Raw genomic sequence first — 24349 nt, 5'->3', positions numbered from 1 at the left:
ATGAAAGAGAACAAGAAGTTACAATCTTCGGAATTAACTCCATCTGAAGTTCAGGTACTGGAGATGATACGGAACAAAAGGTTCCTATCCATTAAGTTGATAATCAAAAACGGGGAGGTCGATACAATCGAGGGTTTGGAGCGACTACATACAGGAGAGCGTATTATCGATATGTTGAAACAACATGATTTTCAGAATCTTGAAATCAAGCAAAGTAATGGTAAAATTGTTTGCGTGAACAGGATATTCAAAAAAAAGATAAACCCGTGTACCAAAACCAAAAGTTGTTAACCAACAACTCATAAGTATGGATAAAATATTGATTTCTTGAGATTTTAATCAATTAAAAAAAGGTAAATTAAAGCCTGCTTTCACAAATACGGGAGTGACCTTCAAACACAGGAGCTGTCGATATTTATAGGAAATGTCAAACTCAATACTTGAGCTAAAGCAGAAAAACAAAAAATTCGACAGCGCATGGCTGAAAACCTATGAAGGTTTTGAAGATTACTCGGAAGAAGATGCGGAAAAGATTGTAGAACAGCTTCAAGCACTTGCCAACATAGTCTGTGACCATGTCCAAAAGGTAAGTAAAGACGAAGATTAAATTTAAAAAACAGCAACTAAATAATAGTTGCATTTTAGTATCTTTGATAATGGGTGGATTTAGGATTATGTTCGTGAACGAACGAAACAATAGGGAATAAAGCGGATCAGGAAAATAGAAGCAATGGCAGATAATTTGGAACATGAAGGGTATTTCGGTTCTGTGGAGTATAGTTCTCGGGACGGGCTGCTACACGGAAAAGTTATCGGAATAAACGACTTGGTCAGCTATGAGGGTACTTCGGTCAAAGAGCTGAAGGAGGCTTTTGAAGGGTCCGTCGACCATTATCTTGAAACCTGCAAGGAGCTTGGTAAAGAACCGAACAGGTTTTATAGGGGAGGGTTCAATATCCGTACATCCAGTGAAATCCACAGGGAGCTTTCGATAATGGCCGAAAGGAAAAAAATGAAACTGAACGAACTGGTCAACAAGGCCTTTGATTATCTGGTAAAGAACGAGGACAAGGTCCTGAACCAAAATAAGGTCGAACAATGAGAACGGGAACCAAAAGAATGTTGACCGCAAGTGGGGAATGGGCCAAACATTTGAGGCCATTTCGAAAAAGAGTGTTCTGGAAAGCCGAAAGACAGGCCCAAAAGAAAATAGAAATCGATTCAAAATTCAAATAGCCCATGGAAGGAAAGGATCCGTTCGTCGCAACCAGAAAAAAATACGATTCCCTAAAGGAGAAATACGATAAATTGATCGTATCGGCCTTTGATGCCGATGATTTCAGGAGATACAATGAAATCCTGTTTTCCGCCCACAGTTGTGGTATAGAGGGCAATAGCTTCAGCGTGGACGACACGAGGGAGCTTAAGGAAAAGGGGTATGCCGTTAATCTTGTCAACAAGACCTTACTGGAAGCGTTCGAAATAATGGACCATTTCAATGCCTACGATTATATCCTGAAAAACAAGGGTTCCGATTTCAACGAATCCTTCGTAAGAACGGTACATAAAATATTGACCAAAAATACATTGCCTTATAAAGGCCACAAACCCGGCGAATATGCCAAGACCCAAATGGCGGCCGGCGATACGGTATTCCGTGACACCAAAAAGGCCATAGCGAACATGCCAAGGCTTCTGGCCAGTTTTGACGATGCCATCAAAAACAAAAAAACGCACCCTTTGGAGTTGAGCGCCATATTCCACAAAATGTTCATTTACAGCCATCCCTTTCCGGATGGTAACGGAAGGTTAGGCCGGTTGCTGTCCAATTTTATTCTGGAGAAGTTCAAACATCCCCATATCATTATTTTAAAGGAGGATAGGCAGGAATATATCGATGCACTCAAAGCTTCCGAGAAGCACAACAATATGTTGGCGATAGTCAACTTTTTCTATGATACATCGATCAAGAGAATGCAAAATGAAATAGGTCAAAAAAAAAACCTTTCGAAGAATTTCAACTTGGGTTTTGAGGACGGGAATAAAAGAAAAAAGGGTTTTACAGGCCCAAAAAAATAGCATATGGACTTAGAGGTATTCGAGCAATTTGCCAAGAAGGAAAAGGGAAGAATCATAGGTAAAAGTAATACGGCCGTCATTTACACCCGTGTTTCCAGCAAAGAGCAATTTGACAACAATGCCAGTCTAACTACCCAACTCAAATATTGCCAAGAGTATGCGATCAGAAAAAAGCTAGAGGTAATCGAATATTTCGGGGGAACCTATGAATCGGCAAAGAGCGACGAACGTAGGGAATTCCAAAAGATGCTAAGCTATGTCAAGCGACGCAAGAACATCGGTTATATCATTGTCTATTCCTACGATAGGTTTTCAAGAACTGGCGCGAACGGTGCATATATCAGTGGGCAACTAAAGAAACAGGGAATAGCGGTCGTTTCGGCCACCCAGGAAATCGATGTTACAACAAGCGCAGGTACGTTCCAGGAAAATCTTTTCCACATGTTTTCCCACTTCGACAACCAAATCCGCAGGGACAAATCCATTACGGGCATGCAGGAGAAGTTACGGAAGGGATACTGGACGGGAGCTTATCCCTTTGGTTACACCAATACCAATCCCGGAAAGGGGAAGGTTCCTAATTTCGTGATTACCAAAAAAGGAAGACTACTCAAGCAAGCGTTTTTGTGGAAGGCGAACGCAAATATGTCCCATGTCGAGATTGCAAAACGCTTGGAAGAAAAGGGCTTGAATATCAACGCAAAAAAACTGACCGACCTTTTCAGGAACCCTTTTTACTGCGGGCTTATTGTCAATAGTCTGATTCCGGGAGAGGTAATTCCGGGAAAACATGAAGCTTTAATACCAAAGAAAGTATTTCTTAAAATCCATGATTTGCTTCACGCAGGGAATTCACCGAAGAAATATTCGTTCGACGATGAAAACCTGCCATTGAAAAAGTTCGTCAGATCCTCGGTTTGCGGAACACCTTACACTGGATTTATCGTAAAGAAAAAGGGCCTGTATTATTACAAGAACAGGCGTAAGGGCAGTAAGGAAAACAGAAGTGCCAAAAAGCTCCATGTAGAATTTTTGAATCTATTGGGGAGGTTTACAATAGCCGATAGAAAGTATATCGAACCCTTGACCGAGATAATTCACGACACCCTGATCGATAAGAACCAAGAGGCACTTGACGACCAAAAAAGGTTGACCAAGGAACTCGGCCAGCTCGAAGAACAAATCAATACATTGGAAAGAAGGTTCGTTGTACTGAACGAGATTACAAAATCGCAGTACGACCTTTTTATGCCGGAACTAAAAGCAAAACAAAGGGAATTGGAGGTAAAACTGGAAAATGGGGGAATCAATAGTTCAAACCTCAAAAAGTCGGTAAAGATGGCACTTAACTATGCCTGTAACCTGCCTAAATTGTGGGAGTTAGGCGATTTGGAAACTAAAAGAGCCGTACAATATATGGTGTTCCCTGACGGGATTAGGTATGACTTCAAAAACAAGCTAGTTCAAACTTTTCGGGTCAATGAAATTTTTGGTGCAATCTCCTCGTTTTCAGATAATTGTAAGGAAATTGAAAAGGGGACTTTCCATCCAAATTGTGGAAAATCCCCTTTAGTGACCCCGGAGGGATTCAAACCCCCAACCCTCAGAGCCGAAATCTGATGCGCTATTCAGTTGCGCCACGGAGCCATTTTCTTATTCTAAGAATTTAATTTTTGCTTTACAATGGCAGATATCATTTTACCATCTGCCTGGCCGGCCAGTTCTTTAGAAACGATACCCATAACTTTTCCCATATCCTTCATACCGGAAGCACCTGTGGTATCGATGGTTTGAACCACCACTTTTTCCACCTCTTCTTCGGTAAGTTGTTCCGGTAAAAATTGTTCTATAACCGTTACTTGTGCCAATTCCGGATCGGCCAAATCCTGTCGTCCCTGTTCCATAAAGATAGCTGCGCTATCCTTTCTCTGTTTTACCAATTTCTGAACCAACTTTATTTCGTCCTCTTCGGTTAATTCCTTTCCGGAACCGCTGGTACTCTCCAACAAAAGGGCAGACTTGATGGCCCTGAGAGATTCCAAGGCTACAGTATCCTTGGCCTTCATGGCTATCTTCATTTGTTCCATTACTTTGGATTGTAAACTCATCATTGTTGGATTTTGGACTGCAAAGATAAATAATAAACCCGAAAACTAAATTTGTTTTCGGGTTCAAAAAGCTTTATAGGTCCAATACTAATCTACGTTATCGTGTAAGAATGAATTGTTGGACCTTAATTGAATATCGTCATTACTGTCCCCGCTTAGGCTCGTTCTGGAAATTTTTTTTTCCCTTGGACCGTCATTCAAGTCAACTCCTTGTCTTTTATAAGCGGGTTCCTTTTCTATTTCATCTATGTTGCTTAAGCTATTTTTAAACTTATAGTTGAAATCCTTCAGCTTTCTTCTACGCTCATCGGCCCTTTCCCTTAACAATTCCTCGATAGGAGTTTCCATGGGGTCTACGTTAGTTTCTTGGGGTTTGCTTTCCTTAGATGAAACCGTCTTTTTTTCAAAAACCAGTTCATCTTCAATAATTTTAGGTTCAAACTCCTCTGCTTTTGATTTTGCGCCGGTCAACTTATTCTCAAGTTCCATATAGTCGTCCAAACTGTAGCGTGTTTCTCCCTTTTTATTGTACTCCAATACAGGAATAATCTCTACACTATCCTTAACATCCAGGTCCTTGATTTCATCATCCAAATTGAATACCACAACATTTTCCCTTTCATCTTCGTCCGAAGACATATCAAAACTCATGGCGAATTGGTCCTCTTCCTCTTCCATATATTTCAAGATTTCCGGCTCTACAACTTCAATATCCCTCAATTCCGCCGACGAATCAATGATAACAAAGTCATCCTCGGAAATATTATCGGCTATGACCTCTTCATAAAACACATTAAAATTCCGTATATAATTGGTAGTGGGAATCAAATCGAAATCTCCTGGGTCTAAAAACTGATATCGTTCCACTGGCTTTTCTATTTCCTCCTCTTCCTCTATTTCAAGGGTATGCACGGTTCTTTTGTTTGATAGCAACTCGGCTTCCGCCTTTTGGTTATCATCTAGGGTATGAATAATTTTCTTGGCCTCGGTATTTACAATATCATCTTGTTGCTCTACATTAAATCCCGTGGCAATCACCGTTACGGCAATAGCTTCTCCCAAAGATTCATCCTCACCTACACCCATAATGATGTTGGCACCATAGCCTGCCTCTATTTGGATATGGTCATTGATTTCTCCTATTTCGTCAATAGTGATTTCCTGAGCCCCAGATACTATAAGCAACAATACATTTTTGGCCCCGGTAATCTTATTATCGTTCAACAGTGGAGAGTCAAGGGCTTTCATAATGGCTTCGTTGGCCCTTGCAGAACCTGAAGCAATGGCAGACCCCATGATGGCAGTACCACTATTGGAAAGAACGGTCTTGGCATCACGTAAGTCGATGTTTTGGGTGTAATGATGGGTAATCACTTCTGCAATACCCCTAGCGGCAGTTGCCAAAACCTCGTCCGCCTTGGAAAACCCTGCCTTAAAACCAAGGTTTCCATAGACTTCCCTTAGCTTATTATTGTTGATTACAATTAAGGAATCGACATTTTTTCGTAATTTTTCTATACCCAGTTGGGCTTGATCACAACGCATTTTACCTTCAAATTGGAATGGCATCGTAACGATGCCTACCGTTAGGACATCCATTTCCTTAGCGAACTTTGCGATTACGGGAGCAGCACCAGTACCTGTTCCCCCGCCCATTCCCGCGGTAATGAAAATCATTTTCGTAGTCCTGTCAAGCATACCTTTGATTTCCTCCATACTCTCCATCGCAGCCTGTTCGCCTACTTCTGGATTGGCACCAGCTCCCAATCCCTCCGTCAACGACACACCCAATTGGATCTTTATGGGCACCGGACTATTATCCAAGGCCTGCGCGTCTGTGTTACAGATGACAAAATCAACCCCATTGATACCGGCTTGGAACATGTGGTTAATGGCGTTGCTACCACCACCACCTACACCAATGACCTTAATGACATTGCTTTGATTTTTAGGAAGATCAAAAGAAATACTGTCAAATTCGTTGTGATTACTCATACTTATTTTTATTACTGGTTATTATATGCTTATTCTATTTTTTCTACTCTGCGTTATCCAAAAAGTCCTTTAATTTTTCAGACCATCGATCAAAAACCGATTTACGTTCCTTTTTATTGGGATTCATCATGGATTCTTCTTCAAAACCGGCCATAACGGGTTCTTCCTCCCCTTTACTAATTTTATTGGTGTTGATGGCCGTCATTCTTTCTTGGTTCCTAATGGCGTTCATTAATAGGCCCACAGCCGTCGCGTATAAGGGACTTGCCACCTCTTCATCAGAATCGCCCGCCAAATGTTCGTTAGGGTAACCAATACGGGTATCCATACCGGTGATATATTCCACCAACTGTTTTAAGTGTTTCAACTGACTACCACCTCCTGTAAGTACAATTCCGGCTATCAATTTCTTTTTTTGTTCATCGTGACCGTAATTCTTGATCTCCACATATACCTGCTCAATAATTTCCACCACTCTGGCATGAATAATTTTTGATAGGTTTTTAAGGGTGATCTCCTTGGGCTCACGACCTCTTAATCCTTGGATTGAGACAATTTCATTGTCCTTGTTTTCGCCGGGCCATGCAGACCCAAACCTAACCTTTAGACTTTCTGCCTGCTTCTCTATAATGGAGCAGCCTTCCTTGATATCCTCGGTAATAACACCGCCACCAAAGGGTATTACAGCCGTATGTCTAATGATTCCATCCTTAAAAATGGCGAGATCCGTAGTACCGCCCCCTATATCTATCAGGGCAACACCGGCCTCCTTCTCCTCATGGCTCAAAACAGCATCGGATGATGCCAAAGGCTCCAAGGTTATATTGGCCAAATCCAAACCGGCACTTTTGATACATCTGCCCACATTCTTTATGGATGAAACCTGACCTACAACTACATGGAAATTTGCCTCCAGTCTACCGCCGTACATGCCAATGGGCTCCCTTATTTCAGCTTGTCCGTCAACCTTGTATTCCTGGGGCAATACATGAATAATTTCTTCTCCCGGAAGCATAATCAACTTATAGACCTGATTGCACAATACGTCCAAATCGTCCTCGTTGATAACTTCCTCGGAATCCTTTCTGGTAATATAATCGCTATGTTGTAGACTGCGGATATGCTGTCCGGCAATACCCACCACAACAGAACCTATTTTTAGTCCTGAGTTTGTCTCCGCCTGCTCCACAGCTTGCTGAATGGATTTGATAGTTTGCGTGATGTTGTTAACAACCCCTCTATGCACACCAAGACTTTTGGATTTACCTATACCTAAAATCTCAATCTTGCCATACTCATTCTTTTTACCGATGATGGCCACTATTTTTGTGGTCCCTATGTCTAAACCGACCGAATAATTTCCTTGTTCCATTGTTGTTAAATTTTAGTGCACACTACCTGGTTATTGAATTCCAAACTAACTACGGCAAAATCCTCCAAGGTCTTATCCTTATTGGCCTTGGCATAAAATGCTTTAAAGTTGCTGAACTTTGCTTCCAAATTTTCAATATCCCCTAAATTCACTACAAACTGGTTCAGCCTAAACTTCAATTGATAATCATCTTCTGCCTTGATATGAATACCGATTACATTCTTACGTAAAAAATCGTCCTTATTGATAAACTCCAAAATTTTATACACGTCCTCCAGACTCTTACCTGTAATGTCACCTGTTATAATAGGGACCCTGGCCGAATAATTGGACGAAAACGGCATACGCTTTCCTTCATCATCCAGATAGAATTTTGAATTCCCCTCAATGCGTCCGATGGGTTTACGTTGAACAATTTTAGACGTTAGCTTACCGTCTATAGTAATATAGACTTGGGCACTTTTCACCATTTCATTGGCCTCAAGGGCCTTTTCTATAGTATTCAAAACTAATTTTTCTTTAGGCACATTTTCTAGGCGTCCATAATTTTGTATTAACAATTTATTAACCGCTCCCTCAGTGATATACAAATTTTGGTCTCCCAAAAATTCCACCCTGCTGCTGACTACATTTTTGTTGCGATTTCTATTGTTAGAAAATGCGTAAAGCCCCATTATTACTAACATTAGCGCAACTATCTTCAATACATTCCAATTAATGCGCATATTCCAATTCTTTTTTAACTTTAATTATTTCTAGCCCAATATCTCCGGCACCCATCATGACAAGCACCTCGGGATTTTGTTTTTTTATTTCTGAAACCAACTCCTTTTTTTGTATAATTTTCTTACGGGAGTTGGTCATTTTTCCCATTAACCAAGCCGTATCTATACCAGGTATAGGTTCTTCCCTAGCCGGATAGATTTCCAAAAGCAAAACACTGTTAAATTTGGACAGGCTCTTCGCAAAATCATCTCCAAAATCTTTCGTCCTACTGTATAAATGAGGCTGAAAAATTGCCAATACCCTTTTATTGGGGTGCATTTCCTCAATGGCATCGTACACGGCATCAATTTCAGTAGGATGATGTGCATAGTCATCAATAAAAACAAAGTCCTCATTTTTAATTCTATAGGAAAACCTTCGCTGTACTCCTTTAAAGGTAGCCAAAGCTTCGGCTAGGCGATACGGTGGGGAACCTGCCTGTATCGCCATAGCAAAAGCAACCAAACCGTTCAATAAATTATGTCTTCCCGGTTTGTTGAACTTAACCCCGGAATAGGTTTCTTCCGGAGTTCCCAAATCAAAAATGTAGGCACCATGTTCTACTCTTATATTTCTTATACAATAGTCTGAATCATCGTCAATACCATATGTAATACCTTCTAGGGGCAATCCTTTTCTTATAAACAATTTACCCCCCGGTTTTATTCTGTCCACAAATTGTAGAAAGGATTTCTTCAGTTCTTCGGCATTCCCATAAATATCCAAATGATCGGCATCCATGGAGGTTATACAGGCCACGTTTGGGGAAAGCCGTAAAAACGACCTGTCAAACTCATCCGCCTCAACAACGGAATAATCTGTTCCCTCTAACAGAAAATTACTATTGAAGTCTTCTGATATACCTCCCAAAAAAGCAGTTAGCGGCGTCCCGGTTTCCTTTAACAAGTGGGCAAGTATACTCGAAGTGGTCGTTTTACCGTGGGTGCCCGCCACTGCAAAGCAGAATGAATCCTTGGTAATGAGTCCCAATACCTCAGAACGCTTCTTGATGATAAAACCGTTCCTCAAGAAATATTGATATTCCGAATGTGTGGTTTTTACCGCTGGCGTGTAGACAATCAAGGTTCCCTTGGAATTTAAAAACGCCTCTGGAACCAATTCCAAATTATCATCATAGTGGATGGAAACATCATGGCCGGATAATTCAAGCGTCAAAGGAGTTTCGGTCTTATCATAACCTGCAACCTCCTTACCGATAAACCTAAAATATCTGGCCAATGCGGACATACCAATACCTCCGATACCTATGAAGTAAACCCTATGTATGTCCTTAATTTCCATTTTGGCTAATTCAATAATTTTTCTATTTCGTCACATATGTCCTTAGTGGCATTTGGCAGGGCCAATGCCTTTATATTTTTAGCGAGATTTTCCTGTAATTCCCTCGACTCAAAAACGGATTGAAACCGAGTCTTGAAATCTTCATCCAAATTGCTTTCCTTAATCATGATAGCGGCATCCTCGGCCACCAAAGCCTGAGCATTTTTTGTCTGATGATCCTCCGCAACCACAGGCGATGGTATAAAAATGGTGGGTTTTCCAACCAAGCATAGTTCAGAAACCGCTCCTGCGCCGGATCTTGAGATAATAAAGTCAGCCGCGGCATAGGTCTTGGCCATATCGTTAAAAAAGGCATGGACCTTCACGGTATCCGAATTCAGTGGTTTGTATGTTTCTATATAACCCTTGCCACATTGCCAAAGGACCTGAAGGCCCAAAGACTTGAAAAACTCAAGATTTTCCGCAATTAGGGCGTTGATTCTTTTGGAACCCAGACTTCCACCAAGTACCAAAAGGGTTTTTCTCCCTGTTTCGAGACCAAAAAACCGTAATGCCTCGTTTTTGTCCTCATTGATGGAAATCAAATCCGACCTCACGGGATTACCCGTTTTTACAATTTTATCCGATGGAAAAAAACGCTCCATTCCATCGTAGGCCACACATATTTTGGCGACCTTATCCTTAAGTAATTTATTGGTGATTCCAGCAAAGGAATTTTGCTCCTGAAGCACACAAGGTATTCCCCTACCCGAGGCCACCTTTAATAAAGGACCACTAGCAAAACCACCCGTGCCCACAACCGCATGGGGTTTAAATTTGGTTACTATTTTGCTTGCCTTAATCAAACTACTTATCAGTTTAAATGGAAACATCATATTTTTAAGGGTCAGTTTCCGTTGTATCCCTGTTATCCACAATCCTTCAATTTTGTATCCCGCTTGGGGAACCTTCTCCATTTCCATCCTATCCTTTGCTCCCACAAAAAGGAATTCGGCATTCGGATATCTTCGTTTCAGTTCATCGGCAATCGAAATTGCCGGATAAATATGACCTCCTGTTCCCCCTCCGGAAATGATAAATCTATAATTGCCCACTCAATACTTCTAAGGGGTTACTCTCATCGATATCCACAGTACTTTCCTTGGTCTGCGCCGTATTTTTATTGCTTGCGCTCAAAATGATTCCAATGGCCAAACAGGTCATCCAACTAGAAGTTCCCCCGCTACTGATCAAGGGCAAATTTTGCCCGGTAACCGGAAACAACTCCACGGCAACGGCCATATTGATCAATGCCTGAAACACGATGGGCAGACCCACTCCTAACACCAAAAGCTTACTGAAAATAGTGCTACATCCATTGGCCACTACCACAATCCTAAAGAGCAAAAACAGATAAAAAAACATTAACGCAAAGCCACCTATCAATCCATATTCCTCGACAATAATGGCATAGATAAAATCCGAAGAACTCTGTGGAAGAAAATTCTTCTGTACACTTTTACCTGCACCTTTACCCATGACACCTCCCGTTGCAATGGCAATTTTAGCCTTTTCTATCTGATAGGTACCTTCCGTATCCTCAGGGTTGCTAAAACTATCAATACGGCTCATCCACGTATCCACCCTATTGGGAAACAAACCCGGGGCAGCCTTGGCCACCAAAATGAACAAGGCCAAACAGGCAATTCCAGTTCCTACAATTGCCAACAGATACTTTAATGGATATCCGCCTAAAAAACAAAGCATTAACACCATGGAAAAAATAATACCGGCCGTTGAAAAGTTAGCAGGAAGGATAAGTACCACCACCAAAAAAACAGGTAACCACAATGGTAGGATGCTTTCTTTAAAAGAAACCTTCACATCCCTAATTTTGGATAAGTATCTGGCAACATAGATCATCAAAACCACGGCCGCCAAGTTGGATGGCTGAAAACCAAAACCAACAAGTGGAAGGCGAATCCAGCGACTTGCATTGGTTTCACCTGCTGTTGTGCCCTGTGCCAAAACAAAAACGAGCAGTACAATCACAATAGGCATGGCAATTAAGGACAAGCCCTTAAAAAAATGCGTCGGTATTTTATGAACCCCGTAAATAATTCCGAAACCTAAAAACAGTAATAGGGCGTGTTTAACCAAATGCCCCACCGTTGTACCATTGCCCACAACATAAACCAGATTACTACTGGCACTGTACACGGGAAGAAAAGAGAATAATGCCAATAGCGCCGCAATGGCCCAAATGGCTTTATCCCCGTTAATATTTTGCAATAGGTTTCGCACGTACTATAGGTTTTTTACACAGTTCTTGAATTGATTCCCGCGGTCCTCATAATTCTCAAAAAGGTCAAAGCTGGCACAAGCCGGTGACAGTAATACCGTATCTCCTCTTTCGGCTATCTTATAGGCCACTTTCACCGCTTCTTCCATGGCATAGGTCTCCACCAATAGATCTACCACATTACCAAAGGTTTCCTTTATCTTTTCATTATCAACACCCAAACAGACAATGGCTTTTACTTTTTCCCTCACCAAAGGCATCAAGTCCTTATATTCGTTACCCTTGTCCACCCCACCAACAATCCAAACCGTAGGTGTTTTTAAACTATCAAGGGCATAATATGTAGCATTTACATTGGTAGCCTTGGAATCGTTGATATACTGAACATGGTGTATTTTCAATACTTTTTCCAGACGATGCGGCGCACCTTGGAAATTGGAAATGCATTCCCTAATGGTTTCTTTCCGAATACCTACCAATTTTGCCACCATGGCCGCTGCCATGGTATTCTTTACATTGTGCTGGCCTTCGAGTGCTAAGGTGTCTGTCGTCATTTTTATAGTGTCTTCTTGAGTTGTTATATTAATTTCATTGTTTTCTAAATAAGCTCCTTCCCCAAAGGACCGCTTTAGCGAAAAGGGCATTAATCTGGATTTAACGGGATGTTCCTTTAACCAATCAACAATAACTTCATCGTCTGCATCATAAATGAAATAATCCTCGTCCGATTGGTTTTTGGTGATAAGGAATTTGGAAGCTATGTAGTTTTCGAACTTATACCCATATCTGTCCAAATGGTCCGGTGTAATGTTGGTAATTATGGAAATATGAGGTTTAAATTCCCTTATACCGTCCAATTGAAAACTGCTGATTTCCAAAACGTAGTAATCGAAATCCTCTTCAGCTACCATTTTGGCGAAACTATCCCCAATATTACCGGCCATACCCACGTTTAACCCACCATTTTTTAAAATGTGAAAGGTGAGCATCGTGGTCGTGGTCTTTCCGTTGCTTCCAGTTATCCCGATGATCTTTGCATCGGTATATCTTGATGCAAATTCAATTTCAGAGATAACGGGAATGCCTTTATTGACCAACTCCTTCACCAACGGAACGGAATCCGGAATTCCAGGACTTTTCATGACCACATCGGCCTTCATTATTTTTTCCTCGGAATGTGTTGATTCTTCCCAATCAATCCCAAAATGTTCAAGAACGTTTTTATATTTTTCCTTTATTTTTCCCTTGTCGGAAACAAAAACATCAAATCCTTTTTTTTGTCCTAAAATGGCCGTACCCACACCACTCTCACCTCCACCAAGCACTACCAAAAAAGCCATTTACCTCACCTTAAGTGTTACAATGGTCACAACGGCCAACATAATGCCCACAATCCAAAATCGGGTTACAATCTTACTCTCGTGATATCCTTTTTTTTGGTAATGATGATGTAATGGGGACATTAAAAAAATACGTCTTCCCTCGCCAAATTTTCTCTTTGTATACTTGAAATAGGCTACTTGTAGCATTACTGAAATAGACTCTGCGAAGAAAATACCGCACAACAATGGAATCAATAATTCCTTTCTTACGATAATGGCGATTACTGCAATTACCCCTCCAATGGTAAGGCTTCCCGTATCTCCCATAAAAACTTGGGCGGGAAAGGTATTGTACCATAAAAAACCTACCAAGGCCCCAACGAACGCCGTAATAAAAATCAATAGCTCACCAACCCTTGGGATATACATGATATCCAAATACTCCGAAAAAATGATGTTACCGGAAACCAAGGCGAAAACACCCAGGGTAAATACTATTATGGCTGAAGTTCCTGCTGCCAGGCCATCGATACCATCGGTTAGATTTGCACCATTTGAAACTGCTGTGACGATTAAAATGATGATGGGAATGAATATCAACCAAGCATAGTTCTTTGCTCCCTCTCCCATCCAACCAATAAAACTTCCATAATCGAATTCGTTATTTTTAAAAAAGGGAACGGTAGTCATTGTAGACTTAATTTCTTCACCCCTTACCTCCTCTACCGTAAACTGTTCGGTTATTATGGTCTTATTATGATCACGCATGGTAACTTCTGGATGAAAGTAAAGTACAGCACCTACCAATAGACCCAATACCACTTGACCTATAACCTTAAATCTTCCTTTAAGGCCTTCCTTGTTTTTCTTGAACACCTTAATATAGTCATCTATAAAACCGATAACACCCATCCACAACGTGGTGAAAATCAACAAAATGATATAAATATTATCCAACCTTGCGAGAAGCAAAACAGGAATCAGGGTCGCCATTATAATGATTACACCTCCCATAGTAGGAGTTCCTGCCTTTTGCTGTTGTCCTTCTAGACCTAAATCCCTAATGGTCTCACCAACCTGCTGTTTCTGAAGAAATAGGATTATTTTTTTACCATATGCCGTGGCAATTATAAGGGAAAACAAGATGGCCATACCCGCACGAAAAGTACTGAACTGGAACAAACTTGCTCCAGGCAGTTGATATTGCTTTTCTAAATATTCGAACAGGTAGGTTAACATATATTATTCTTAATTCCCTTTGTAATCCTTATTTACTTATAGCCTTTAAAAATTCCTTTACCATTTTGAAATCATCAAAATCAATGCGTTTACCATTAGTCTCCTGATACGTCTCATGCCCCTTACCGGCTATTAAAATGATATCATTGGCAGCTGCCAATTGGCATGCCGTCTTTATGGCCTGCTCCCGATTTTCAATGGATAAAAATTTTTTTACATTCTGAGGTTCCACCCCTCCCTCCATTTCGGAAATTATTGCGCTAGGTGATTCCGTCCTTGGATTATCCGAGGTGAAAATTGCCTTGTTGCTCATTTCCGAAGCGATATTGCCCATTACCGGACGCTTAGATCTGTCTCTGTCGCCACCACACCCCACAACGGTGATGACGTTTTCATTTCCAGTCCTCAACGTGTTGATTGTCTCAAGCACATTTTTTAAAGCATCCGGCGTATGGGCATAATCAACTATTGCCGTTATTTTATTTTTAGATATATAATATTGGAACCTTCCATCGACATTTTCCAGTTCGCTCAGCAAGCGTAATATCTCCAATTTTTCCAGTCCTAATAAGTCTGCCGCAGCATATATGGAAAGCATATTATAGGCATTGAAGTGCCCTATTAGTTTTGTCCATAATTCATTATCATCAATTTTCAACAACTGGCCATCAAATTGGTTTTCCAAGATCTGTGCCCTATAATCCGCATAATTCTTTAGGGCATAGGTGTATTTTCTGGCCTTTGTATTCTGTAGCATCACCAGACCGTTCTTATCATCTATATTGGTCAATGCAAAGGCTTTTTTTGGAAGATTATCAAAGAGCTTTTTCTTTGTATCCCGATACTCGGCAAAAGTCTTATGATAATCCAAATGATCATGAGAAATATTGGTGAAAATAGCCCCTTCAAAAACCAGCCCCTCCGTCCTTTTTTGATGTATGCCATGGGAGCTGACTTCCATAAAACAAAACTCCACTCCAGCTTCGTTCATCAATCTTAAATGATGGTTGATGACCAAGGCGTCGGGTGTGGTATGACTCGTAGAATATTCCGTGTCGTCCACCATAATCTTTATGGTAGATAACAGGCCTACTTTATAACCTGCCTTTTTGAACAATTGATACAAAAGACTTGAAACGGTTGTTTTACCATTGGTTCCTGTTACGCCGACCAGCTTTAGATTCTTAGAAGGATTGTCATAGTAGTTGGAGGCCATTACAGCTAGGGCCTGTTGTCCATTTTCTACTTCTACATAGGTGACGTCATTCATCATTTTTTTGGGTAGTTCCTCACAAATGACAGCCCTTGCACCTAATTCAACTGCCTTATCGATGTACTTATGACCATCTGTAACCGTCCCCCTAGTGGCCACAAAAGCATCTCCTTTTTGAACCTTTCTTGAATCAAAACATACTGATGCCACCTCACAGTTAGTTGTTCCACTAACGGCGGAGATATGCACACCGAACAATATGTCCTTTAACAATTTCATGAAAGTTCCAGTACTATTTTTTTCACTTTATTTAAATCGGTTCCTTTTGAAATCGACTGATTCTTTACTTTTCCATTTCCTTTTACCTCTACTTCCAGTCCCAGATTTTCCAGTATGGAAATGGCATCCATACCACTCATCCCTCGTACATTTGGAACCTCCTTATATTGTTTTTGGATATTTGCGTAGTAGTCTTGGTAAGCCTCTTCCAATCTGTTCTCAAATGCTTCCTTAACATCGACTTCATCAGTTAATGGTGATGTAGCATAGATTTTTTGGGCAATTGATTTGAATACGGGCCCGGACACATCGGCACCGTAATAGCCCACACTTTTATCGGGCTCGTGAATGACCACAATGCAGGAATACTTTGGATTGTCTGCAGGAAAATATCCCGCAAAAGAGGAGATGTACTTTAGCTTATCCGGATCTTTGCTCACATAGTTTTTCTGGCATGTTCCCGTTTTACCCGCCATGGAGAAATTAGGGGAATACAGACCGTGTCCCGTACCATGTTTCTGTTCCACCACATCCTTTAATAACTGTTGTACCTTTTTAGCGGTTTCTTTGGAACATATAGAAGGGTTTAGCACCTCCTTATCAAATTTTTTAACGGTTTTGTTCCACTCTTTCACCTCCTTGATTAATCTAGGTTTGATCAACTCTCCATCATTGGCAATGGCATTATAGAAAGCCAAAGTTTGAAGTGGGGTCATGGCCACCTCATAACCATAGGCCATTTGGGCCAATGATAAACCGGACCATCCCTTATCACCAGGATACCTCAAAACAGGTTTGCCCTCTCCTTTTACGGGAAGGCCTAGTTGCTTATGAATATCCATACTCATAAGGCGGTTCACATATTTTTCAGGGTTCTCCTTGTAATTGTTATGAATAATTTTTGCGAACGCAGTATTAGAAGAAACCTCAAAGGCCTTTGCCACCGAAATTTTACCATATCCGCCATTTTTGGAATCCCTAACATAGTGGTTATAAATTTTCCATTTTCCTTTTTCGGTATCCACTACGGTGCTGGTATCGATTACCTTATCCTCCAAAGCAGCTACTAAATTGACCAACTTAAAGGTGGACCCTGGTTCATGCGATTCTCCAATAGCATAGTTTAACCGCTCATAATACTTTCCTTCAGAAGTTCTTCCTAAATTGGAAATGGCCTTTACCTCTCCCGTTTTGGTTTCCATTACAATCACTGTTCCGTGATCGGCCTTGTAATGCTCCAACTGTCTTAGAAGGGCGTGGTGGGCTATATCCTGTATATTGATATCAATAGTGGAATAGACATCATAACCATCCTTAGGCTCCACGATATTATCATACCCTATGGGCTTCCATTGGTTCTTGGCGATTTTCACTTTGGACCTTTTCCCTTCGATTCCGCTCAGGTACTCACTAAAAGCACCTTCCATACCCACCCTGGTATGGTACCCCTTTTCATCAACACGCTCATAACCCACGCTTCTTTCCGCTATTTTACCCAAAGGATGTTCACGTTTGGTACTCTGCTCAATTACAATCCCACCCTTAAAAGGACCCTTTTCAAATAGCGGAAAGCCTTTAACGGCCATATATTCCGAATAATCCAGGTTTCTGGCAATCAGGGCATACCTATTTTGATTTTGTCTGGCCTTTCTAAGAATTTGTTGATAATGGGATGATTCCTTATTGAATAATTTCGCCAAGGCATCTGACAAGGGCTTTACGTTTTCCTTAAAGTCCTTTTCACTTACCGTTACGGCATCAAAATGAATATTGTATTTAGAAACCGAAGTGGCCAGCAAGCTCCCGTCATCTGAATAAAGGTTACCCCTATTGGGAGCGATAGTAAACATCTTTGTGGTCCTCGTTTCCGCAAGAGCCATATATTTCTCGCCATCCACCACCTGAATGGAGACCAGCTTGAACAATACCGCACCTGCAAAAACCACAAGGCATGCCGCAACGATATAAAGTCTGGACAATATGGATTTATCAGTTGCTGGCATTATCTAATTAGAAGGGTTTAATGATTTTACTTTTATTTTTTTTGGTGGGTTTTCCGATGGATACAAACCCTTTTCCTGTACCGTACTGGTGATTGTGGATTCCAATTTTAATTTCTGTAAATCTGAACGTGCATCTACAAACTCGTTTTTTAACTCTTTTACACTTTCGTTCAGTGCCGCTATTTTATGCACCTTTTTATCGGCGCTATGGGAACTACTTATCATGATTGCGGCCAAAAAGGAGGTGAAGATGATGAACCTCCAGTTCTTTAGCGAATCGCCATCCACCAAAAACTTTCCCTTCAAAATATCCAGTATACCTTTTTTTACTTTCATCATAGTTATACACGTTGCGCTATTCTTAACTTGGCACTTCTTGCCCTACTATTTTCCTTTATCTCTTCTTTTGTAGGGACTATGAGCTGCCCTATTTTTTTCAAAGGCACATTTATATTGCCATAAAAATCCTTTTCTGGCTCCCCCTCAAATTGCCCTGACCTTATAAATCTTTTGACCAAACGGTCCTCCAGCGAATGGTAGCTAATAACACTTAGCCTTCCTCCAGCATTCAGCAGCTCCGGCACCTGTTCCAAAAACTCCTTGATTACGGCTACCTCTTGATTTACTTCAATGCGAATCGCCTGATAGATCTGGGCCAAAATTTTATGCTTTTTATGTTCCGGTAAAAACTTTTTCAGCACTTGCCTTAATTCTTCGGTTGAACTTATGGGTTCCTTGCTCCTTTCCGTAACGATGGTATTTGATATGGCATTGGCATTGCGCAAATCCCCATAAACAAAAAACATATTCCTTAACTCATCATAAGAATACGTGTTCACCACATCATAGGCCGAAAGCGCATTTCGCCTACTCATTCTCATATCCAATACCCCATCAAAACGTGTGGAGAATCCTCTTTCAGCTTCGTCGAACTGATGTGAGGATACTCCGAAATCGGCCAAGATTCCATCCACTTTCCGTATGCCATAGAACTTTAAAAATTGGGTGACGTACCTAAAGTTTTCCCCTATCAGCAAGAACCGATCATCATCAATACGATTCTTCTGTGCGTCTTCGTCCTGATCAAAGGCGTACAACTTCCCATTATCGCCCAACCTTTTCAATATTTCTTTGGAATGACCTCCTCCACCAAAGGTCACATCCACATAAACACCATCTTCCTTTACCGCCAGCCCATCAACGGACTCTTTGAGCAATACCGGATTATGATACATCGCCTCCAGGCTTTTCGGCATATTTGACCTCATATGCCAACTGTTCCCTTTCTTCCGGAGAGGACTCTACATCTCCATCATAAGTCGCCTTGTCCCAAATCTCCAAATGCCTGTCCATTGGTGACAGTACAACATCTTTCTTAATATCCACAAGACCGATTACGTCTTTGGGAATCAACAATCGTCCCGTGGCATCAATTTCTACCTGTCGCAGTCCTGAGGTAAATTTTCGTTTAAACTCACGATCCTTTCTGCTGTCCCCTAGTCTTTCATTTAGTTTTTTAACCTCGGATTCCCACTCATGTTTGGGATACAGCTCCAAACATTCATCGTAGTAGGACTTTTTTATAAAAAAACCATTACCCAACATTGGAGCCATTTGATTCCTAAGGGATACAGGTAACATTACCCTCCCTTTGGCATCTGCCTTACAGTTATAAACACCTGAAAAATAGATTTCCAAAATTGTTGGTCTTTCTTATTAAACTCAAATATATAAATATTATTACCACATTTTACCACAAAAAACCACTTTGTTAATAAAATAGCAAAATTTTGCCTCAATTTTGACACAAGTTGACTCTGAAATAGCATTAAAGACATTTTCCAAGGAGATGGAGACAATCTTACAATGGCAACCAGGACGTTTTTGACAGACAGATATATTCTATTCTATTCTATCTAATTACCTATATTTGCCCAAATATCAGAACCCTATTAGATGGAGGACGAAATAAGAAAAGACGGAAAATTCAGGTATATTGAAAAAGGGGAAGGTACCCCCATCATTATACTGCACGGCCTTATGGGCGGCCTAAGTAATTTCCATGGTGTAACGGACCATTTTCCCAAAAAGGGATATAAGGTGCTGGTTCCAGAGCTTCCAATCTATGATATGCCCATGCTTAAGACCAATGTCAAGAATTTTGCCAAATACCTTGAAAAGTTTATTGAGTATAAAGGATTGAAAGATGTTATCCTATTGGGTAATTCCCTGGGAGGGCATATTGGTCTTCTGCATACTAAATTATACCCTAAAATGGTCAAGGCGCTCGTGATTACTGGAAGTTCTGGCCTCTATGAAAGTGCCATGGGAGATGGATACCCCAAAAGGGGCGACTATGAATTCATTAAAAAGAAGGCACAGGATGTTTTCTACGACCCAGAGGTGGCCACCAAGGAAATTGTTGATGAAGTTTACGCCACTGTAAACGACCGTATAAAACTGGTAAAGACCTTGGCCATTGCCAAAAGTGCCATACGACACAATATGAGTACGGATTTACCGACCATGAATACTCCAACATGTATTATTTGGGGAGAGAACGATACGGTAACTCCACCAGATGTTGCCGAGCTTTTTCATGAACTGTTACCAGATTCCAATTTATTTTGGATCAAGGAGTGCGGCCATGCCCCTATGATGGAGCATCCGGAAGAGTTCAATACCATTTTGGAGAAGTGGCTGCAAGAGCGTAACTTCTAAATTTACCTCAATGAAAATCAAGTCGGCAGACTTTATAATAAGCAATTCGGATGTTGCCAAATGTCCCAATGAACCAATACCTGAATATGCTTTTATCGGACGATCCAATGTAGGAAAGTCCTCCTTGATCAATATGTTAACGGATCGAAAGAACCTGGCCAAGACATCGGGCAGACCAGGAAAAACCCAATTGATCAACCATTTTAAGATCAACGACAATTGGTTTTTGGTAGACCTCCCAGGTTATGGTTATGCCCGGGTTTCCAAAAAGGACAAAAAGACCTTTCAGAAATACATAACCGATTACTTTTTACAGCGACAACAACTGGTTTGCTCCTTTATCCTAATCGATATTAGACATAAACCACAGGCCATTGATTTGGAATTTATGCAATGGATAGGGGAAAACGGCATTCCCTTCGCAATCGTTTTTACAAAAGCCGATAAGTTAAAGCCCCTGGCAATCCAAAGACATGTAACCGAATACCTTGAACATTTATTGAACGACGTTTGGGAGGAAGCACCGCAATACTTTATTACTTCTTCAAGTAAAAAACTAGGAAGGGACGAATTGTTGGCTTACATAGACGCAATAAACCAGGAGTATTTTGACGCAAACCGAAACAGCCCGATATAGCTGCTACCGAAGCTATAGGGTACAATTTACTTTTTCAGTTCCAGTTTTTCAGCAAAATAATCGCAAAAATCCTTCATAGTAGCCGTCATTTTTTCATCTTGGGTGGCCCTCATAAAAGTATCCGATAAGGAAACCAAGGTTTGATGAAAGAAAATTTTCATTTCATCCACGGGCATGTCCTTGGTCCATAAATCTATTTTCAAAGACTCTTGGTTTTTGCTATCCCAAACGGAGAGCAACATGGCTTTGGCCTCTTCATTATCTATACCTCCATCCTGTGCGGACCATGAAAGTTTTTCCGGTACCCTATTTTCATCGAGACCAACTCTTAAAGTAATTTCAGACTCATGTAACTCTGCCATCTAGCTTCTTGGTTTATAATTTGATTTCTTGAAAATTTCCTCAGCGGGCATGGTCAGTAACTGCTTCAGGTTCACCTCATTCTTTTCCATGAAGGCCCTAACGATTTGCCAACCTATATATCTTCCCAATCGGCCCGGGGATTCATTGTCCAGCTCCAGGCCAAACTTTGAGAAAGGGGCCGGGTCCAAAAAACGTTGGTTCAACCTAGTTTCTGTACTGTATAGATATTCATTCTCCACAAAGTTTCTCCAAATAGGCTCCTCGTTCGCCATGGCCCAATCCATTTCTTCCTTGCTATACCCAATCTTTATTTCATCTTTTGCATTGGGCATTAATTTATCCTTCAAGTATAGTTCCTTTCCAAAATAAATCATTCTTGCTAGGTAGGAACGGTCCCTTGGCCTTGGGACTACTTTTTTTGCAAAGGCACTGGCCACATCGCTCACCATGAATTTTCTATCTAGAATCTTTGCCACATAGCGCTGAAACCCTCCATAATATTTATGCTGGGAACCCAAATAATTGTCTAACCCCATAAATAGGAGCGTATCGGCCAGAATAATCCTGTTATCATAGTCCACATCGTTGGTAACCGTGATTATTTTGGGAGTCTTCTGCTCGGGAAAATAGTATTTTATGTGTTTGAACAATTCCAAAAGACCTTCCTCCTCGTCCTCAAAGCTATTGAAGGTATTTCCTACCTGTTGGAACAGTTCAATCTGAAGGGAGTCGTTCATTTTGGCGATCCATACACTGTCCGGGGCCGGAAAAAGGTATGGATACATTTTCCTCAATTTGGGCAAACCTTCCTCTCCCGCCTCTGCGAACAACCTATCGAATCTTTCTATTTTTAAATCCAGAGGGATTTTCGATATCTCTTCCTCAACCTTATCGCTGTCATTACATCCAATAAAAATCAGTAAAATTGATAATACAATAAAAATGGGTTTTCTCATACGAAGTATTTCCAAATACATTTTATTTTTAAATAAGGACAACTTATTTTTAAGGCAAAGTTAATCGATCTAAACAAATATTATAAGGGTATGCAAACGGAAAAAGTTATTGATCACATAGTAGGTTGGCTCAAGGATTATGCGCTCAATGCAAACCAAAAGGGTTTCGTCATAGGTGTTTCCGGGGGTATAGATTCTGCGGTAACCTCCACCTTATGTGCCAAAACCGGATTGGACCTGCTTTGTTTGGAGATGCCCATACACCAAGCCCCAAACCAAGTTGACAGGGCTTCCAACCACATAGATTGGTTACAAAGGAATTTTCCAAACGTCAGTAGGCAACCTGTGAACCTAACCCCTGTTTTTGATAGTCTTGTAGCTGCTTTTCCTAAAGTTGAAAATGAAGAGGAAAGGTTTATGTCCTTGGCGAATACCAGGGCCAGGTTACGCATGACCAGTCTCTACTATTTTGCAGCTTTAAATAGGTATCTTGTTGCCGGAACCGGGAACAAAGTGGAAGATTTTGGTGTCGGATTTTACACAAAATATGGGGATGGTGGTGTAGACCTAAGCCCCATTGCCGATCTATTGAAAACCGAGGTTTATGAAATCGCAAAAAAATTAGGGGTCAATGAAGAAATAATAAAGGCTGCTCCTACAGATGGTCTATGGGGAGACGACAGAACCGATGAGGATCAAATTGGGGCCTCTTATCCAGAGCTGGAATGGGCCATGAAGATGAAGGACGAGGGAAAAACGATAGATGATTTTACAGGAAGGGACAAAGAGGTCTTTTCAATTTTCACGAGATTCAACACCATGAATCGTCATAAAATGGATCCTATTCCAGTTTGTACTATTCCAGAATCCCTAAAATGACCACTCACCTAATAATGAGGTTAATAAATCGAATAATAAATCGATTTTCATGACGTTCAAGAAAAATAGTACATCTTTGTCTTCTAATTTTGATATTTTAGTCCTACATTGCATGTACTCTTTTTCCTTAGTAAAAAGACAACCGGCCTAAACTATCTTGAAAAAACAACATAATGATAAAAGTTTTAATTGCGGATAATCATCCGATCATCCGTATGGGTGTAAGGAATGTCCTAGAATCCGCTAATGGTTTTGATATGGTGGACGATGTTGCCACCACAGAGGAGCTTTTCAAAAAACTACAAAATGTAACCCCCGATGTTGTAATGCTTGAAATGGACATTCCAGAAATGAACGGAATAGCCGCTTTAAGAAAAATCAAAAAAGAATATCCCAACGTAAAGGTACTCATGTACAGTGGACAATCTGAAGATGTCTATGCGCTTAGTGCCATTAGAGCTGGAGCTTTTGGGTATCTATCCAAATCTTCCGATGTGGATTATATTCTCTCGGCGGTCAAAAAAGTTAGTGAGGGAAGCATGTTTATAACCAATGAATTGGCGCAAAGATTGGCTTTTGACGAAGGAACAAAAAAACCAAGAAGATTCTTCCGAAAACTATCCACTAGGGAAATTGAGGTCTTGAAACTTCTTGCAAGCGGTAAACGAAACAAAGAGGTTGCCCAAGGTTTGAACCTAAACGAAAAAACCGTAAGTACCTACAAGGCCCGTTTGATGAAAAAGCTCAATGTAGATAATATGGTAGACTTGTTGCAGCAGGCCAAAGCCCTGGAACTTTACTAAATATTATTTTTACCAAATAAAAAAGACCCGCC

Annotated in this window: 26 protein-coding genes and 1 tRNA gene; 10 read left to right on the top strand and 17 right to left on the bottom strand. The window is 40.8% G+C overall.

The window, feature by feature from the left end; all coding sequences use genetic code 11:
* The 6 genes from CJ263_RS13565 to CJ263_RS13545 all read left to right on the top strand — a co-directional run bounded on the left by CJ263_RS13565 (window position 1) and on the right by CJ263_RS13545 (window position 3699).
* Window positions 1-291 (top strand): hypothetical protein, encoded by a 291-nt coding sequence (locus CJ263_RS13565; protein WP_147378291.1) that lies wholly within the window; start codon window positions 1-3, stop codon window positions 289-291.
* A 133-nt stretch (window positions 292-424) separates the two neighbouring features.
* Window positions 425-607, top strand: coding sequence for a hypothetical protein (locus CJ263_RS13560; protein WP_094997767.1), 183 nt, complete (start codon window positions 425-427; stop codon window positions 605-607).
* Between the two features lie 123 nt (window positions 608-730).
* Window positions 731-1102: a type II toxin-antitoxin system HicB family antitoxin gene (locus tag CJ263_RS13555; protein ID WP_094997766.1), complete on the top strand. Its 372-nt coding sequence runs from the start codon at window positions 731-733 to the stop codon at window positions 1100-1102.
* Window positions 1099-1236 (top strand): hypothetical protein, encoded by a 138-nt coding sequence (locus tag CJ263_RS20980; RefSeq protein WP_158657159.1) that lies wholly within the window; start codon window positions 1099-1101, stop codon window positions 1234-1236. Before CJ263_RS13555 ends, CJ263_RS20980 begins: the two co-directional genes overlap by 4 nt.
* A 3-nt stretch (window positions 1237-1239) precedes the next feature.
* Entirely contained in the window at window positions 1240-2079 is an 840-nt protein-coding gene (locus tag CJ263_RS13550; RefSeq protein ID WP_094997765.1) for a Fic family protein, read from the top strand.
* Between the two features lie 3 nt (window positions 2080-2082).
* Window positions 2083-3699: a recombinase family protein gene (locus CJ263_RS13545; RefSeq protein WP_094999253.1), complete on the top strand. Its 1617-nt coding sequence runs from the start codon at window positions 2083-2085 to the stop codon at window positions 3697-3699.
* Here the strand turns inward: CJ263_RS13545 and CJ263_RS13540 are convergent.
* From CJ263_RS13540 to CJ263_RS13470, 15 genes are all read right to left on the bottom strand, one after another.
* A tRNA-Arg gene (locus tag CJ263_RS13540) sits at window positions 3653-3726 on the bottom strand. The two genes, CJ263_RS13545 and CJ263_RS13540, sit on opposite strands and share 47 nt — an antisense overlap.
* 11 nt (window positions 3727-3737) lie before the next feature.
* Window positions 3738-4187 (bottom strand): GatB/YqeY domain-containing protein, encoded by a 450-nt coding sequence (locus tag CJ263_RS13535; RefSeq protein WP_094997764.1) that lies wholly within the window; start codon window positions 4185-4187, stop codon window positions 3738-3740.
* 87 nt (window positions 4188-4274) lie between these two features.
* A complete protein-coding gene (gene ftsZ / locus CJ263_RS13530) occupies window positions 4275-6182 on the bottom strand; it encodes a cell division protein FtsZ (RefSeq protein WP_094997763.1) in 1908 nt (635 codons plus the stop codon).
* A gap of 43 nt (window positions 6183-6225) precedes the next feature.
* Window positions 6226-7554 (bottom strand): cell division protein FtsA, encoded by a 1329-nt coding sequence (ftsA, locus tag CJ263_RS13525; RefSeq protein WP_094997762.1) that lies wholly within the window; start codon window positions 7552-7554, stop codon window positions 6226-6228.
* A gap of 5 nt (window positions 7555-7559) precedes the next feature.
* The gene (locus CJ263_RS13520) at window positions 7560-8279 is read right to left on the bottom strand and encodes a cell division protein FtsQ/DivIB (RefSeq protein WP_094997761.1); all 720 of its coding nucleotides are present in this window, start codon (window positions 8277-8279) and stop codon (window positions 7560-7562) included.
* Window positions 8269-9621, bottom strand: a complete 1353-nt coding sequence (murC, locus tag CJ263_RS13515; protein WP_094997760.1) for a UDP-N-acetylmuramate--L-alanine ligase — start codon at window positions 9619-9621, stop codon at window positions 8269-8271. The genes CJ263_RS13520 and murC overlap by 11 nt, the downstream gene beginning before the upstream one ends.
* Before the next feature lie 5 nt (window positions 9622-9626).
* Window positions 9627-10715 carry an undecaprenyldiphospho-muramoylpentapeptide beta-N-acetylglucosaminyltransferase gene (gene murG / locus CJ263_RS13510; RefSeq protein WP_094997759.1) on the bottom strand — a complete coding sequence of 363 codons (1089 nt, stop codon included), beginning with the start codon at window positions 10713-10715 and terminating at the stop codon, window positions 9627-9629.
* On the bottom strand, window positions 10702-11904 hold the full coding sequence (locus tag CJ263_RS13505) for an FtsW/RodA/SpoVE family cell cycle protein (protein ID WP_094997758.1): 1203 nt from the start codon (window positions 11902-11904) through the stop codon (window positions 10702-10704). The genes murG and CJ263_RS13505 overlap by 14 nt, the downstream gene beginning before the upstream one ends.
* A gap of 3 nt (window positions 11905-11907) precedes the next feature.
* Window positions 11908-13242, bottom strand: a complete 1335-nt coding sequence (gene murD, locus CJ263_RS13500) for a UDP-N-acetylmuramoyl-L-alanine--D-glutamate ligase (RefSeq protein ID WP_094997757.1) — start codon at window positions 13240-13242, stop codon at window positions 11908-11910.
* Entirely contained in the window at window positions 13243-14463 is a 1221-nt protein-coding gene (gene mraY / locus CJ263_RS13495; protein WP_094997756.1) for a phospho-N-acetylmuramoyl-pentapeptide-transferase, read from the bottom strand.
* A 28-nt stretch (window positions 14464-14491) separates the two neighbouring features.
* Window positions 14492-15955, bottom strand: a complete 1464-nt coding sequence (locus CJ263_RS13490; protein WP_094997755.1) for a UDP-N-acetylmuramoyl-L-alanyl-D-glutamate--2,6-diaminopimelate ligase — start codon at window positions 15953-15955, stop codon at window positions 14492-14494.
* Window positions 15952-17958 (bottom strand): penicillin-binding protein, encoded by a 2007-nt coding sequence (locus CJ263_RS13485; protein WP_094997754.1) that lies wholly within the window; start codon window positions 17956-17958, stop codon window positions 15952-15954. Before CJ263_RS13485 ends, CJ263_RS13490 begins: the two co-directional genes overlap by 4 nt.
* A gap of 3 nt (window positions 17959-17961) precedes the next feature.
* Window positions 17962-18297, bottom strand: a complete 336-nt coding sequence (locus tag CJ263_RS13480; RefSeq protein WP_229702470.1) for an FtsL-like putative cell division protein — start codon at window positions 18295-18297, stop codon at window positions 17962-17964.
* A 2-nt stretch (window positions 18298-18299) separates the two neighbouring features.
* A complete protein-coding gene (rsmH, locus tag CJ263_RS13475; RefSeq protein ID WP_229702469.1) occupies window positions 18300-19214 on the bottom strand; it encodes a 16S rRNA (cytosine(1402)-N(4))-methyltransferase RsmH in 915 nt (304 codons plus the stop codon).
* Window positions 19183-19656, bottom strand: a complete 474-nt coding sequence (locus CJ263_RS13470) for a division/cell wall cluster transcriptional repressor MraZ (RefSeq protein WP_094997752.1) — start codon at window positions 19654-19656, stop codon at window positions 19183-19185. Before CJ263_RS13470 ends, rsmH begins: the two co-directional genes overlap by 32 nt.
* Window positions 19657-19914: 258 nt before the next feature.
* Here CJ263_RS13470 and CJ263_RS13465 point away from each other — a divergent pair, with 258 nt between their 5' ends.
* Both CJ263_RS13465 and yihA read left to right on the top strand, forming a co-directional pair.
* Window positions 19915-20679, top strand: a complete 765-nt coding sequence (locus CJ263_RS13465; RefSeq protein ID WP_094997751.1) for an alpha/beta fold hydrolase — start codon at window positions 19915-19917, stop codon at window positions 20677-20679.
* 10 nt (window positions 20680-20689) lie between these two features.
* On the top strand, window positions 20690-21316 hold the full coding sequence (gene yihA / locus CJ263_RS13460; protein ID WP_094997750.1) for a ribosome biogenesis GTP-binding protein YihA/YsxC: 627 nt from the start codon (window positions 20690-20692) through the stop codon (window positions 21314-21316).
* 26 nt (window positions 21317-21342) lie between these two features.
* On the opposite strand, the gene gldC is transcribed toward yihA, so the two are convergent.
* Window positions 21343-21678, bottom strand: a complete 336-nt coding sequence (gene gldC / locus CJ263_RS13455; RefSeq protein WP_094997749.1) for a gliding motility protein GldC — start codon at window positions 21676-21678, stop codon at window positions 21343-21345.
* Entirely contained in the window at window positions 21679-22635 is a 957-nt protein-coding gene (gldB, locus tag CJ263_RS13450) for a gliding motility lipoprotein GldB (RefSeq protein WP_094999251.1), read from the bottom strand. It lies immediately after the preceding gene.
* A gap of 90 nt (window positions 22636-22725) precedes the next feature.
* Between gldB and nadE the strand changes: the two genes are divergently transcribed.
* Window positions 22726-23514, top strand: a complete 789-nt coding sequence (gene nadE / locus CJ263_RS13445) for an NAD(+) synthase (RefSeq protein ID WP_094997748.1) — start codon at window positions 22726-22728, stop codon at window positions 23512-23514.
* 173 nt (window positions 23515-23687) lie between these two features.
* Entirely contained in the window at window positions 23688-24317 is a 630-nt protein-coding gene (locus CJ263_RS13440; protein ID WP_094997747.1) for a response regulator, read from the top strand.
* Window positions 24318-24349 lie beyond the last annotated feature (32 nt).

The organism is Maribacter cobaltidurans, assembly GCF_002269385.1.
Taxonomy (GTDB): domain Bacteria; phylum Bacteroidota; class Bacteroidia; order Flavobacteriales; family Flavobacteriaceae; genus Maribacter; species Maribacter cobaltidurans.
The sequence above is the reverse complement of the archived record's forward strand: the minus strand, read 5'-3'. Positions and strand labels throughout refer to the sequence as shown.